This is a genomic window from Marinobacter sp. es.042 (genome assembly GCF_900188315.1).
Taxonomy (GTDB): Bacteria; Pseudomonadota; Gammaproteobacteria; order Pseudomonadales; family Oleiphilaceae; genus Marinobacter.
Window position 1 is genome coordinate 2,594,866 of the sequence record NZ_LT897781.1, and the last position, 13,201, is coordinate 2,608,066.

Sequence of the window (13,201 nt, forward strand, 5' to 3'; positions counted from 1 at the left end):
GCCCTTCTCACACCTCAGCGCGGATAGCATGCCTGATGTATATCTACCGTCTGGTCTTCCTGTTGGTACTGGCCATCTATATCTTTTCGCCCAACATCCTTGACTGGTGGACTTCGCCGGGAAACGTCTGGTACAGCCCCTACCTTATCTGGGCCGGGCTGATTGCCATCGGTTTCTGGCTGGAATGGCGGCGAGACCCCAATGAGTTTTAGTCCCTCCGGCCTGCTGCTCGCCAGCCTCCTGTATCTGATTTTGCTGTTCGGCATCGCCTGGTTCACCGAAAAAGGCATGGTCCCCCGGCGCTGGGTTCGCCACCCCCTGGTTTATGTGCTCAGCCTGGGCGTCTATGCCGGCATATGGGCCGTCTACGGTGCGGTTGGTATGGCCGCCGAATCCGGCTACGGCTTTCTGGCTTACTATCTCGGCATCAGCGGCGCTTTCCTGCTGGCGCCCGTGCTTCTGAACCCGGTCATGAGGATCGGACGCGCCTATCAGCTCACGTCCCTCGCCGATCTGTTTGCCTACCGCTACCGAAGCCAGTGGGCTGGCACCCTGGTCACCCTCTGCTCCGGCGGGGCCATTCTGGCCTTGCTGAGCATGCAGATACAGGCCGTCGCCACCTCTGCGAGCATTCTCGCGCCGGACACATCGCCTGCGGTAATCAGCGTGATGTTCAGCTTGATCGTGGTGCTTTTCGCCATGCTATTCGGGGCAAGGCGCGACCAGAACTCGGAAAACCATCAGGGGCTGGTGCTGGCCATTGCTTTTGATTCGCTGGTTAAACTTGTGGCATTGCTGGTGCTCGGGGGCGTCATTCTGTTTGGGGTCTTTGACGGTATGAGCGGACTGGAAAGCTGGCTGGACAACCGGACGTCGCCGGCCACCACCATGACCCTGAGCATCGACGATGGGAGTTGGCGGGCACTGATGCTGATGTCCTTTGCCGGTGCTCTGGTGCTGCCACACATGTATCACATGACCTTCAGCGAGAACCCCTCTCCCAAGGCGTTGGCCAAAGCCAGCTGGGGTCTGCCGCTTTATCTGTTACTGCTCGGCCTGCCGGTGCCCCTTATCCTATGGGGGGGCCAGGAACTGGCAGTGACCACCGGGCCCGGCTTCTTTGCCATCGGGGTTGCACAGGCGCTGGAAAGCCCCGTACTGACGCTGCTCATGTACATTGCCGGCCTGTCTGCGGCCAGCGGCCTGATGATCGTCAGCACCCTGGCACTCGCGGGCATGGCCCTGAACCACGTGGTGTTGCCCCTGAAAACCCCGAAAGACCAGGGCGATATCTACCAATGGCTGCAGTGGATCAAGCGCCTGCTCATCGCCGTGATCATTTTCCTGGCGCTGCTGTTTCATGAAGTTGTCGGCAAAAACCTCGACCTGTCCATTCTCGGCGCCATTTCCCTCTCCGGCACTTTGCAACTGCTGCCCGGCGCCCTGGGCGTGATTTACTGGCCCGAGGGCAATCGCCGCGGCCTGATCGCCGGCCTTGTTGTCGGGCTGGCCATCTGGGTGGTGACGCTCGTGCTGCCATTCTCGCACACGGCCAATCTGCTGGCCTGGCTGGATGCGCCACTGATACCGGACTACAGCAACTGGCATATCTTCACGTTCGTCAGCCTGAGTGCCAACATTACCGTGTTTGCGCTGATTTCCATCCTCAGCACCAGCACCAGTGAGGAGAACAGCGCAGCCCAGGCCTGCTCACTGGGCGCACTGTCCCGCCCGCAACGCCGTGAATTGCTGGCCACATCCTCCAGTGACTTTGTGAGACAGTTAGCGGAGCCGCTGGGCTATGGTGTGGCGCGGCGAGAAGTGGAGCGGGCACTGGGCCAGTTGAAACTGCCCAATGTGGAGTATCGGCCGTACCAGCTCAGGCGACTGCGCGACCAGGTGGAAATAAACCTGTCCGGCCTGCTCGGCCCCTCCGTAGCCCGGGACATGGTCAAGCGCCATCTCGGCTTCAAGCCCATGGCCCAGGGCGGCACCGCCCAGGACATCCGCTATGTGGAGCGCGCCCTCGGCGACTACCAGAACCGATTGACCGGCCTGGCCGGCGAGCTGGACAACCTGCGCCGGCATTACCGCCAGACCCTTCAGAACCTGCCGATTCCTGCCTGCTCCGTAGGCGAGGACGGTGAAATCCTGATGTGGAACCACGCCATGGAGGCGCTCACCGGCATCACCGCTGATGACGTGGTCGGTGCCAGGCTGATGGCACTGCCCGAGCACTGGCACCTGCTGCTTGATGACTTCAACCGTGGCCCGGACCTGCATCGCTACAAGCACCGGCTGGACCTGCGAGGCAAACCCCACTGGCTGAACCTTCACAAAGCGGCCCTGAGCGGGCCGGACCACACCGAAGGTGGCAGCATTATCCTGGTGGAGGACCAGACCGAAACGCGGCTGCTTGAGGACGAACTGATGCACAGCGAACGGCTGGCATCGGTGGGAAGACTCGCCGCCGGTGTCGCCCACGAGATCGGGAACCCGGTCACCGGTATCTCCTCCCTGGCCCAGAACCTGAAACTGGAAACCGACAACCCGGATATTCTCGACACGGCGGACCAGATACAGCAGCAGACACGGCGAATCTCCACCATCCTGCAGTCGCTGATGAACTTTGCCCGCACCGGCAACCATGCCCAGGCCAACCGGTACGAGCCGATAACGATTCACCGCTGCGTGGAAGAATCGATCAACCTGCTGTCTCTCAGTGACAAGGGCCTGGGCATTCACTATGTCAACGACTGCCCGCCCTCTTTGCAGGTGCTGGGAGATGAGCAGCGCCTGGTCCAGGTATTCGTCAACCTGCTGGCAAACGCCCGCGATGCCTCACCGGAAGGCGGCACCATCCGGGTCAGTGGAAAGGGCGATGGCTACTCCGCTATCATCGAGGTGGTTGATGAGGGCTCCGGTATTCCCGGAGATCAACTCGATCATATCTTCGAGCCGTTTTACACCACCAAGGCCCCCAACAAGGGAACCGGTCTTGGCCTGTCGCTGGTGTACAGCATTATTGAAGAGCACTATGGCAACGTTCAGGTGGAAAGCCCGGCTAATGCCGACACCGGCCGCGGAACCTGCGTGAGGCTGAGATTGCCAGCCTACGAACCGGAAACCGGCACTATTGCCATCAGCCAGAACCAAAGGTCTTGAAACTGTTATGCCTCGCATTCTGATCGTGGAAGACGAAGACATTATTCGCTCGGCAGTGCGCAAACTGTTGCTGCATGCCGGCTATGAGGTCGCCGATGCCGCCTCCGTTGAGGAAGCCGAACAGAACCACGAACCCGATCAGTTCGATCTGATCATTTCCGACCTGCGCCTGCCGGGCGCAGCGGGCACCGAACTGATCAATCGCGCACCCAACACGCCGGTGCTGATCATGACCAGCTATGCCAGCCTGAGATCAGCAGTGGACTCCATGAAAATGGGCGCCGTTGAGTACATCGCCAAACCGTTTGATCACGATGAAATGCTGGCCGCGGTCGAAAACATTCTGGCCAGGAAACCCGCTGACCGGAACTCGGGTGACGGCTCGGCACCAGCCCTGGAAACGCCGGAAAGCAGCGATCCTGCCAACATCATGTTCGGCCAGTGTGAGCCAATGCAGCGGGTATTCACGCTGATCCGTAAAGTAGCACCGACAGAAACCACGGTCCTGATCCAGGGCGAATCAGGAACCGGCAAGGAGTTGGCGGCCCGCGCCCTGCACCTGCTCAGCCCCCGCGCTGCCAAGCCGCTGATTTCGGTCAACTGCGCGGCCATCCCCGAAAGCCTGATTGAATCGGAACTGTTCGGCCATGAAAAGGGCGCTTTCACCGGTGCGGTATCGGCCAGGACCGGCCTGATCGAGGCCGCCGATGGCGGCAGCCTGTTTCTGGACGAAATCGGCGAACTGCCGGCCGAAGCCCAGGCACGCCTGCTACGGGTCCTGCAAGAGAGCGAGATCCGGAAAGTCGGCTCCACCCAGAGCCGTACCGTCAACGTGCGGATGATTGCCGCCACCCACCGAAACCTCAAGGCCATGACGCGTACCGGGGAATTCCGGGAAGACCTCTACTACCGGTTGAACGTCATGCAGATCCGTATCCCGCCGCTGCGTGAGCGCCAGAGCGATATTCTGGGACTGGCCCGCCGCTTCCTGAAGCGCCAGGGCGAGAGAATGGGCAAGCCCGATCTCAATCTCAGCCCCGAAGCCATGCGCGCCCTCGAACGCCATCGCTGGCCGGGAAACGTACGGGAACTGGAGAACGCCATTGAGCGCGCAACCATCCTGTGTGACGGCGACGTGATCACGCCCTCATTGCTGGACCTGGACAGCGAAGGCAGCGACGAATACATCCCCGAGACTCTCGTGGACGGCAACAACGAGCAGACACATACCCGGGAGGTGGATGCGTCCAACGATCTCTCCCTCGAAGATTACTTCCAGCATTTTGTTCTCGAGAACCAGGATCGCATGAGTGAGACGGAACTGGCCCAGAAACTGGGCATCAGCCGAAAATCACTCTGGGAACGTCGCCAGCGTCTCGGCATCCCCCGGAAAAAATCCTCCGGCAACTGAGCCTGGCATAGTGTGAACCCAGGCTCAGTTGTTACCCCATGTTCCTGTCGGTAACACTCCTCACTAAAGTAACGTGATCTCAGTAACACTTAGGATGAATACGGGGTAACACTTATGACCTAAAAAATCGTAAGACTCTGTTAACCAAGGAAATTCAAAAACTGGCACACGGACTGCAACCTATTTGGCGCACAACAACAAAAACAAGAGTGACAAAGCAGCGCCAACAACAAGAACAAAAAGCTGCGGGAAGCGTTCGGTAACAAAAACAACAACAGAACGTAAGCGAACTGAGTGTTTTGGGTACTTTGCTTTTTAGTGGTCCCACGGCACGTGCGAGTTGTAGATGTAGAGAAGAATCGCCTCAGAGGTGACGCTGCAGCTACCCTGGACCCGCTCGATGTCTCTGACCGCTCTGTGTATTCAAAGCTTTCCGTTTGCACTGCTGAGATGCCCCTCAATGGGGATATGCAGTGGGGTACAAAAACCAAGAAAAATCCCGGCAAAAACAAAAACAATGCAGATCGTCAACGCTTTGAGGGCGGATTCGTGAGAACGGATCCGCCTTTTGATTATCTGGGCTCCGGAACTGTAATCCAAGGCAAACGTGTGCAAATCCTGCTCAAACCGTTAAACTCTCGGTTTTTGCTCATCGCAACCACGGATTTCAATGCCTAAAAGACTCGTCGACAAACTCCGTTCCTTCATGCCCGGCAACGGAAAAAAGAAAGCCCGCACCTACCAGCGACGGGAAATTCCCAGGGACCAGCACAACGTCTCCCGCTCGGTAATCAGCGAACCCGCCAAGAAAGTTCTGCATCGCCTGAACAAATCAGGCTATGAAGCATACCTCGTGGGCGGCGGCGTAAGAGACATCCTGCTGGGCGGCAAGCCCAAGGATTTCGACATTGCGACCAATGCCACCCCCGAGGAAGTGCACGACCTGTTCCGGAACTCCCGGTTGATCGGACGGCGATTCCGGATTGTCCACGTGGTTTTTGGCCGCGAAGTGATTGAGGTGACTACTTTCCGGGGCAACGCCGCGGAAGCCGATACCGACACCGATGATGACGATCGCAGGACCAGTGAACACGGCCTGCTGCTGCGAGACAATGTCTACGGCAACCAGGAAGAGGACGCCCTGCGTCGCGACTTCACCGTCAATGCGCTTTACTACTGCATCCGCGATTTTACCGTGATCGATTTTGCCAATGGCATCGAGGATCTTCGCAACCGCCAGCTGCGTCTCATTGGCGACCCGGAGACCCGCTATCGGGAAGACCCGGTACGGATGCTTCGCGCTATCCGCTTTGCGGCCAAGCTCGACTTCGACATTGAGCCCGAAACTGAAGCCCCCATTGGGGAGCTGGCGCCACTGTTGACCCATATCCCTCCGGCCCGACTGTTTGAAGAAGTGCTCAAACTGTTTTCAGCCGGCCATGGTGAGGCCACCTACGATCTGCTCAACCGTTATGACCTTCTCGAACCACTGTTTCCGGAGACCGCCCGGGCTATCCAGAACGGAGAACCGGATGAACTGATACGGCAGGCTCTCAGAAACACAGATGCCCGTATTGCCCAGGGCAAGTCGGTTACGCCTTACTTCCTGTTTGCCGCCATGCTCTGGCCTGCACTCCAGGCGGAGTGGCATCGCAGGCAGGATAACGGTGACCCGGTCCAGCCGGCACTGCACGGCGCCATCGGAAAGGTGATTGGCCGCCAGGTGCAGGCAACCTCGATTCCGAAACGTTTCTCCGGGCCCATGAAGGAAATCTGGGAACTCCAGATGCGCCTGCCCCGCCGACAGGGCAAACGGGCCTTTGCCACCATGACTCATCCACGGTTCCGCGCGGCTTACGATTTCCTGCTGGTTCGCGAGGCGTCCGGCGAGATTGAACACGGGCTTGGCCAATGGTGGACCGAGTTCCAGGCACAGGATGAACGGGGCCAGGAACGGATGCTGTCACAGCTGAGCACCGATGCACCCCAAAAGCGTCGTCGCCGCCGCAAACCGGCCAAACGCCCCGCTCAGTAATGATGACAGACGTCTTTATCGGTCTTGGCAGCAACCTGAAAGACCCTGCTGATCAACTTGCCAGGGCGGTCTCCGCCCTGGCTACCCTGCCGGAAACAGTTCTGGTAGCCCAATCGCCGTTTTATGCCAGCCGCCCGGTCGGCCCCCAGGACCAGCCGGACTTCGTCAACGGTGCCGTGTGGCTTAGAACCTCCCTGCCACCGCACCAACTCCTTGACGAACTGCAGAGTATCGAACAGAAGCATGGCCGGGAACGGCTCAGACACTGGGGTCCCCGCACGCTCGACCTGGATATACTGCTCTACGACGAACAGGTACTCGACGATGAGCGCCTCACCATCCCCCATCGGGAGCTTCGAAACCGGGACTTTGCAATCCAGCCCCTGCTGGACCTGAAGGCCGGCCTGACTCTGCCCGACGGCACACCGATTGCCAAACTGCGTCGCCAATGCCCCGACAACGGCTTGCGCAAGCTTCCACCGGCGGATTACCCTTAACACTTCAATGCCGATACCCCGGCACGCCCAGGCCCATCCACCCAAAAGGCAAGGATTCTATGGCTGTTACCATCAATACCCTGCGTGAGTTCAAGCAGAAGGGCGAAGCCTTCGCTGCCCTTACCTCCTATGACGCCACCTTTTCCCAGGTGGTCAGTGAAGCGGGCGTTCACGTAATCCTTATCGGCGACTCCCTCGGGATGGTGCTTCAGGGGCATGACAGCACCCTGCCGGTGACCATGGACCAGATGGTGTATCACGTCAGCTGCGTGGCCAAAGGAAACCGTGGGTCCCTGATCATGGCCGACATGCCCTTCATGAGCTACGGCACGGTCGAGTCTGCCCTGGAGAACGCAGCGGAACTGATGCGAGCGGGCGCACACATGGTAAAACTCGAGGGTACGGACTGGATGAAAGAAACCATTACCGCTCTGACCGAGCGCGCCGTGCCCGTATGCGCACACCTGGGCCTGACGCCGCAGTTCGTCAATAAATTTGGCGGCTACAAGGTCCAGGGCCGTGACGAGAAAGCGGCGGAGATGATGATCGAGCACGCCTGCGAGCTGGAAGCCGCCGGAGCCGATATCATACTGCTGGAGTGCGTTCCCGCGCCGCTGGCGGCACGCATCGCCCAGGCCGTCAAAGCACCGGTCATCGGCATAGGTGCCGGGCCAGACACCGACGGACAGATTCTGGTGTTGCACGATATGCTGGGCATTACCACTGGCCGTAAGCCACGATTCGTCAAGAACTTCCTGGCTGAAACAGATTCGGTACAGGAAGCCCTCCAGGCCTATGTGAAAGCCGTAGGCGAGCGTTCATTCCCCGCTGAGGAGCATACGTTCAAGGCATGAGAACCGTACATTCTTTAAAAGAATTGAGAACCATCCTCCGCGGCTACCGGCAGCAGGGCAAAACCATCGGTCTGGTACCCACCATGGGCAACCTGCACGAGGGCCATATCTCCCTCGTGCGCAAAGCAGCGGAAATGGCGGATGTGGTGGTTACCAGCATCTTCGTGAACCCGATGCAGTTCGGGGCCGGCGAAGATCTTGAGACCTACCCGAGAACCCTGGCTGAAGACCAGGACAAGCTCGCCTCGGCCGGTAACACACTGGTATTCGCGCCCTCCGCAGAGGAAATCTATCCGGAAGGGCTGGCAAGTCAGACCCAGGTGGTTGTGCCGGATGTCAGCGATGGCCACTGTGGCGCCAGTCGCCCGGGTCACTTCGAGGGCGTAGCCACGGTGGTCACCATGCTGTTCAATATGGTTCAGCCGGACTTTGCTGTATTCGGCGAGAAGGATTTTCAGCAACTGGCCGTGATCCGGAAAATGGTCCGGGATCTGATGATCCCCGTGGATGTGGTGGGCGGCCCCACGGTGAGAGAGGACGACGGCCTGGCGAAAAGCTCGCGCAATGGTTACCTGACGCCCCAGGAACGGCAAATCGCGCCGGCGGTCTACCAGACCCTGCAGGCCACGGCGGCCAAGATCACCGATGGTCGTACAGACTTCCAGGCCCTGGAAAGCGAAGCTGAGCAAAATCTCGGGGACGCAGGGCTCAGGCCGGATTACTTCAATATCGTCAACAGTCAGACACTCAAACCGGCGACGGCTGAGGATCGGGAGATTACCATCCTGACGGCAGCTTTCCTGGGCACCACCCGCTTGATCGATAACCTGTCCCTGACCCGATAAGCCAACAGACAAGGAACCTCTGATGCCCGCACATCCTGCAGTACTGACCTCGAAACCCGAATGGCAGACACTGAAGGAGCAACGGCAACGCCTGGACGGCGTTCTCATGAAGGACCTGTTCAATCGGGATCCCGGGCGGGCAAAGCGCTATTTCATTGAAGGCGCAGGGCTGTCACTGGATTTTTCCAAGAATCGGATCACTGACGAAGTGCTCGACGCGCTTCTGGCGCTGGCCAGCAGCTGTAACCTGGAAGCAAGGCGGGAGGCCTTGCTCAGCGGAAAGAGAGCCAACGTTACCGAAGATCGCCCTGCCCTGCACACGGCATTGCGCAACCCGGGAACCGACGCCATCACCGTTGACGGCGAAGACGTGGTCGCCGAGGTGCAGCGCACCCTGCAACGCATGGAAACCCTGGTGGAGGAGGTGTTGGGCCAACACCGCACCGGGTACACCGGCAAGCCTTTCACCGATGTGGTAAGCATCGGTATCGGCGGCTCCTACCTGGGCCCGAAGCTGGTGGGCGAAGCGCTTCAACCCTACGCCCAGGCCGGCGTTCGCTGCCATTACGTGGCCAACATTGACGGCACCGAGATTTGCGAGGCACTGCGCCAGGTCAATCCGGAAACCACTCTGTTCCTGATCCAGTCCAAGTCATTCCGCACCCAGGAAACCCTCGAGAACAGCAAAGTCGCGAAACAGTGGTTTCTTGATCATTGCGGGAATGAACAGGCGGTTTCGCAGCATTTCATGGCCGTGACGGCCAATGTGCCGGCGGCGCAGGACTTCGGCATCGATCCGGAGAACGTCTTCCCGATGTGGGACTGGGTCGGCGGCCGTTATTCACTGTGGTCAGCCATCGGCCTGCCCATTGCCTTCAGCGTTGGCATGGCCAACTTCCGGGCCCTGCTGGCCGGCGCCCATGCCATGGACCAGCACTTTCGTGAAGCGCCGCTGGCGGCGAATCTGCCGGTGGTGATGGCCATGCTGGGCATCTGGTACAACAATTTCTGGGGTGCCGAGACCCATGCGATCCTGCCCTACGATCACTACCTGCGCAGCCTGCCAGACCACCTCCAGCAGCTGGATATGGAAAGCAACGGCAAGAGCGTTACGCAAGCGGGCACCCCACTTGCCTGGCAGTCCGGCCCGGTCATCTGGGGCGGCGTCGGTGCCAATGGCCAGCACGCCTACCACCAGTTGATCCATCAGGGCACCCGCCTGATTCCGGCAGACTTCATCATACCCCTGAAAACCCACAATCCGGTGGCCACCCATCACGCCGACCTGTTTGCCAACTGCCTAAGCCAGTCCAGGGCCATGATGGCCGGGAAATCACTGGAAGAAGCCAGGGCCGAACTGAAAGCTGAAGGGCGGAATGAAAGCCAGATTGACCAGCTTGCGCCACACAAGGTGATCCCCGGCAACAAGCCAAGCAACACCCTGACCATGGAGAAGGTAACCCCGGAGACTGTGGGCGCGTTGATCGCGCTCTACGAGCACAGAACCTTTGTGCAGGGGGTTATCTGGGACGTGGATTCGTTTGACCAGTGGGGTGTGGAACTCGGCAAGCAACTGGGTAAAGGCATCCTGCCGCGTCTATTGGGCGAGGGAGGTGACACCCAGGCCTGCGACAGCTCGACCGATCACCTCATTGAGCTGTTCCGCTCAACCGGCAGCGTGTGAAATCTGCCGACCCTGCCAGTTGAAGCCCACCGGCCAGAGCTTCTGGCCGGTATTATACTCCCGCCATAGCTGGCCATAGGTTTTGCCGCACACCGGGTGCTGCGCTTCAGGCGCTATGTCGGCCAGTGGCCGAAGCACGAAAGCGTTTTTCAGGATTTCACCCCTTGGCAGTTCAACGCCATCGATGCACCCGACGGCACTGCCATAGGTGAGAATATCGAGGTCCAGCGTTCGCGCACTGAATTTAGGCACATCCCGACGCCGGCCGTTATCCGCCTCCAACTGTTTGAAACGCTTCGAAAGCTCGGCAACCGACAGGGACGTATCCACGCCCACTACGAGGTTCAGGAAGGGCGAGCCATCAAACCCGACCGCTTCGCTGTCGTAGACCGGGGAGATGATCAGCTCGCCAAACCATGCCGACAGTGCATCGAGCGCTGCCCTGACGTAGCGTTCCCTGTCGACATTGCTGCCAATACTGATATAAACCCGAACGGTCGCTGCCATCACCGGACTCCCCTCTCGATTTGCACACCCACCGCCTGTGCCGCAGGTACGGCGCCCGGCTTGCGTATCGCCAACCGAAGCCACGTGATGCCAAATTCATCCTGCAAGGCTTTGGCGAGCACCTCAGCGCCGTGCTCAAGCAGTTGCGGCCTGAGTGCCTGCAGACAGGTCTCCACCCGGGCACTGACGGCCGCATAATCCAGGGCATCGGCGACATCGTCTGTTCGACCCGGCACCCGGTTATCCCAGGCCATTTCCAGATCGATCACCAGGTTCTGGGTGACTTCCCGCTCCCAGTCATAAACGCCGACCACAGTTTCCACAACGAGGCCTTCGATCAATACAGTGTCTGCCAAGGGTACTCCGGAGTTCTTCCACTCTTTGGTGATTGAATAACGCACAACCAGGGGATACTGTGAAGAGCATGGCCCGCGTTTTCAGGGCGAGCATTTTCGCACATATTGGTTGTATACGTCTTTGCTTCCGAGCCCACAGCATGTTTCCCAGTGACCCGGTTTTAACGGTTTTACTCTGCGCCGCCGCTTACCTGGCAGGCTCGGTGCTGTTTGCCCTGCCGGTCTGCCAACTTTTGAAACTCCCGGACCCACGGGCGCAGGGTTCGGGCAATCCCGGCGCCACGAATGTCTACCGAACCGGCGGGTGGCCGCCAGCGCTACTCACGCTTGCGCTGGATGCGGCGAAAGGCTGGTTACCCGTTTGGCTGGCCCATGCCGCCGGTCTTTCCGTAATGGTTCAGGCTGTCGTTGCCCTGTTCGCCGTCACCGGCCACATGATCCCGATCTTCTATCGATTCAAGGGTGGAAAAGGGGTCGCGACGGCGCTCGGGGCCGGTCTTGCGCTGGCGCCGGTCACAACGCTGCTGATGGCCGCTATCTGGATGCTGGTGATCTGGCGCTGGCGAATATCCGCCCTCGCCTCACTGATAGCCATTGTCTGCGGCCCGCTGATCAGCGCCTTCCTTGAACCGGAAACCCTGCCACTGTTCGGCCTGCTCGCACTTTTGATTGTGGTTCGCCACCGCAACAACCTCATCCGGCTCGCCCAGGGACGGGAAGCCGGACTTTAACGATCAGTCCACCAGACCGGTTGAACGAGGTTCGTTAATGGGCGGCAGCGTGTTCATTGGCCACCGGGGCACTGCCACAATCCGCTCGCCGTCCTGCTGGCCGGCCTTCATGCGCTGGGCACCGGCGTAGGCGATCATTGCACCGTTATCCGTACAGAATTCCGGCCGGGCGTAGAAAACGTGGGCTTTGAGTTTGTCGGCCATTTTTTCCAGGCCCGCCCGTAACCGTTTATTGGCGCTCACCCCCCCGGCTATGACCAGCCGCTTGCAGCCTGTCTGTTCCAGGGCCCGGCGGCATTTGATAGTGAGCGTATCGACCACGGCGGCCTCGAACGCCAGGGCAATATCCGCGCGGGTCTGGTCTGTCAGCCCCTCCGCCTCACGAGCAGCATTCACGGTATTGAGCGTGAAGGTTTTCAGGCCGCTGAAGCTGAAATCCAGGCCGGGACGGTCAGTCATCGGCCTCGGGAACCGATAACGGCCCTCTGTGCCTTTTGCCGCCAGCGCTGCCACCCGCGGGCCACCCGGGTAGTCCAGACCGAGCATCTTGGCGGTCTTGTCGAAGGCCTCACCAGCGGCGTCGTCTACTGATTCTCCCAGCATTTCGTATTCACCAATGCCATCAACCCTTACCAACTGGGTATGGCCACCCGAAACAAGTAGTGCAACGAAGGGAAACGCAGGTGGATTATCCTCCAGCATGGGCGCCAGAAGGTGGCCCTCCATGTGATGCACACCGAGCACCGGCACACCCAGGGCAAACCCCAGTGAATGGGCAACCGCGCCCCCAACCATGAGCGCGCCGACCAGGCCCGGACCCGCAGTGTAGGCAATGCCCTCTATATCGGCACGACCTTTACCAGCATCCGAAAGCACCTGATCGCACAGGGGCAGGAGCTTGCGAACGTGGTCCCGGGACGCCAGTTCAGGGACGACACCCCCGTAATCGGCATGCATGTCGATCTGGCTGAACAGGGCGTGCCCCAGCAGGCCCGCTTCGGTGTCGTAAAGCGCTACGCCAGTCTCATCGCAAGAGGTTTCGATACCTAGAATCAGCATAATGTCGGGCCACATTGGTTGGCGGAAATGAAAACGACGCGCATTTTAGCAGAAAGC

At 59.6% G+C, this 13,201-nt stretch carries 13 protein-coding genes; 10 read left to right on the forward strand and 3 right to left on the reverse strand.

The window, feature by feature from the left end; all coding sequences use genetic code 11:
• Positions 1-35 precede the first annotated feature (35 nt).
• The 9 genes from CFB02_RS18190 (at position 36) to pgi (ending at position 10,491) form a co-directional block, all read left to right on the forward strand.
• Positions 36-212 (forward strand): hypothetical protein, encoded by a 177-nt coding sequence (locus tag CFB02_RS18190; RefSeq protein WP_008173184.1) that lies wholly within the window; start codon positions 36-38, stop codon positions 210-212.
• Positions 202-3,165: an ATP-binding protein gene (locus tag CFB02_RS12225; RefSeq protein ID WP_088558194.1), complete on the forward strand. Its 2,964-nt coding sequence runs from the start codon at positions 202-204 to the stop codon at positions 3,163-3,165. Before CFB02_RS18190 ends, CFB02_RS12225 begins: the two co-directional genes overlap by 11 nt.
• A 7-nt stretch (positions 3,166-3,172) precedes the next feature.
• Positions 3,173-4,576 carry a sigma-54-dependent transcriptional regulator gene (locus CFB02_RS12230; protein WP_088559240.1) on the forward strand — a complete coding sequence of 468 codons (1,404 nt, stop codon included), beginning with the start codon at positions 3,173-3,175 and terminating at the stop codon, positions 4,574-4,576.
• 333 nt (positions 4,577-4,909) lie between these two features.
• Entirely contained in the window at positions 4,910-5,254 is a 345-nt protein-coding gene (locus CFB02_RS18380) for a hypothetical protein (protein ID WP_227519203.1), read from the forward strand.
• Positions 5,247-6,611 (forward strand): polynucleotide adenylyltransferase PcnB, encoded by a 1,365-nt coding sequence (gene pcnB, locus CFB02_RS12240; RefSeq protein ID WP_088558196.1) that lies wholly within the window; start codon positions 5,247-5,249, stop codon positions 6,609-6,611. The genes CFB02_RS18380 and pcnB overlap by 8 nt, the downstream gene beginning before the upstream one ends.
• Entirely contained in the window at positions 6,611-7,108 is a 498-nt protein-coding gene (gene folK / locus CFB02_RS12245; RefSeq protein WP_088558197.1) for a 2-amino-4-hydroxy-6-hydroxymethyldihydropteridine diphosphokinase, read from the forward strand. Before pcnB ends, folK (CFB02_RS12245) begins: the two co-directional genes overlap by 1 nt.
• A gap of 59 nt (positions 7,109-7,167) precedes the next feature.
• Positions 7,168-7,962 (forward strand): 3-methyl-2-oxobutanoate hydroxymethyltransferase, encoded by a 795-nt coding sequence (gene panB, locus CFB02_RS12250; protein ID WP_088558198.1) that lies wholly within the window; start codon positions 7,168-7,170, stop codon positions 7,960-7,962.
• Positions 7,959-8,807, forward strand: coding sequence for a pantoate--beta-alanine ligase (gene panC, locus CFB02_RS12255; RefSeq protein WP_088558199.1), 849 nt, complete (start codon positions 7,959-7,961; stop codon positions 8,805-8,807). The genes panB and panC overlap by 4 nt, the downstream gene beginning before the upstream one ends.
• A gap of 22 nt (positions 8,808-8,829) precedes the next feature.
• Entirely contained in the window at positions 8,830-10,491 is a 1,662-nt protein-coding gene (gene pgi / locus CFB02_RS12260) for a glucose-6-phosphate isomerase (RefSeq protein ID WP_088558200.1), read from the forward strand.
• On the opposite strand, the gene folK (CFB02_RS12265) is transcribed toward pgi, so the two are convergent.
• Together folK (CFB02_RS12265) and folB are read right to left on the reverse strand one after the other, a co-directional pair.
• Positions 10,474-10,998, reverse strand: coding sequence for a 2-amino-4-hydroxy-6-hydroxymethyldihydropteridine diphosphokinase (gene folK / locus CFB02_RS12265; protein WP_088558201.1), 525 nt, complete (start codon positions 10,996-10,998; stop codon positions 10,474-10,476). The genes pgi and folK (CFB02_RS12265) overlap by 18 nt on opposite strands.
• Positions 10,998-11,354 (reverse strand): dihydroneopterin aldolase, encoded by a 357-nt coding sequence (gene folB, locus CFB02_RS12270; protein WP_088558202.1) that lies wholly within the window; start codon positions 11,352-11,354, stop codon positions 10,998-11,000. Before folB ends, folK (CFB02_RS12265) begins: the two co-directional genes overlap by 1 nt.
• A gap of 140 nt (positions 11,355-11,494) precedes the next feature.
• Here folB and plsY point away from each other — a divergent pair, with 140 nt between their 5' ends.
• Positions 11,495-12,085: a glycerol-3-phosphate 1-O-acyltransferase PlsY gene (plsY, locus tag CFB02_RS12275; protein ID WP_088558203.1), complete on the forward strand. Its 591-nt coding sequence runs from the start codon at positions 11,495-11,497 to the stop codon at positions 12,083-12,085.
• A 3-nt stretch (positions 12,086-12,088) separates the two neighbouring features.
• Here plsY and tsaD read toward each other — a convergent pair whose 3' ends face one another.
• Positions 12,089-13,144 (reverse strand): tRNA (adenosine(37)-N6)-threonylcarbamoyltransferase complex transferase subunit TsaD, encoded by a 1,056-nt coding sequence (gene tsaD / locus CFB02_RS12280; RefSeq protein WP_088559241.1) that lies wholly within the window; start codon positions 13,142-13,144, stop codon positions 12,089-12,091.
• Positions 13,145-13,201: the final 57 nt, after the last annotated feature.

Coding starts and splice junctions, on each gene's coding strand:
- folK (WP_088558201.1), bottom strand. CDS start 10,998: ATGGCAGCGACCGTTCGGGTTTATATCAGTATTGGCAGCAATGTCGAC.
- panB (WP_088558198.1), top strand. CDS start 7,168: ATGGCTGTTACCATCAATACCCTGCGTGAGTTCAAGCAGAAGGGCGAA.
- plsY (WP_088558203.1), top strand. CDS start 11,495: ATGTTTCCCAGTGACCCGGTTTTAACGGTTTTACTCTGCGCCGCCGCT.
- CFB02_RS12230 (WP_088559240.1), top strand. CDS start 3,173: ATGCCTCGCATTCTGATCGTGGAAGACGAAGACATTATTCGCTCGGCA.
- CFB02_RS12225 (WP_088558194.1), top strand. CDS start 202: ATGAGTTTTAGTCCCTCCGGCCTGCTGCTCGCCAGCCTCCTGTATCTG.
- pcnB (WP_088558196.1), top strand. CDS start 5,247: ATGCCTAAAAGACTCGTCGACAAACTCCGTTCCTTCATGCCCGGCAAC.
- panC (WP_088558199.1), top strand. CDS start 7,959: ATGAGAACCGTACATTCTTTAAAAGAATTGAGAACCATCCTCCGCGGC.
- tsaD (WP_088559241.1), bottom strand. CDS start 13,144: ATGCTGATTCTAGGTATCGAAACCTCTTGCGATGAGACTGGCGTAGCG.
- pgi (WP_088558200.1), top strand. CDS start 8,830: ATGCCCGCACATCCTGCAGTACTGACCTCGAAACCCGAATGGCAGACA.
- folK (WP_088558197.1), top strand. CDS start 6,611: ATGATGACAGACGTCTTTATCGGTCTTGGCAGCAACCTGAAAGACCCT.
- CFB02_RS18190 (WP_008173184.1), top strand. CDS start 36: ATGTATATCTACCGTCTGGTCTTCCTGTTGGTACTGGCCATCTATATC.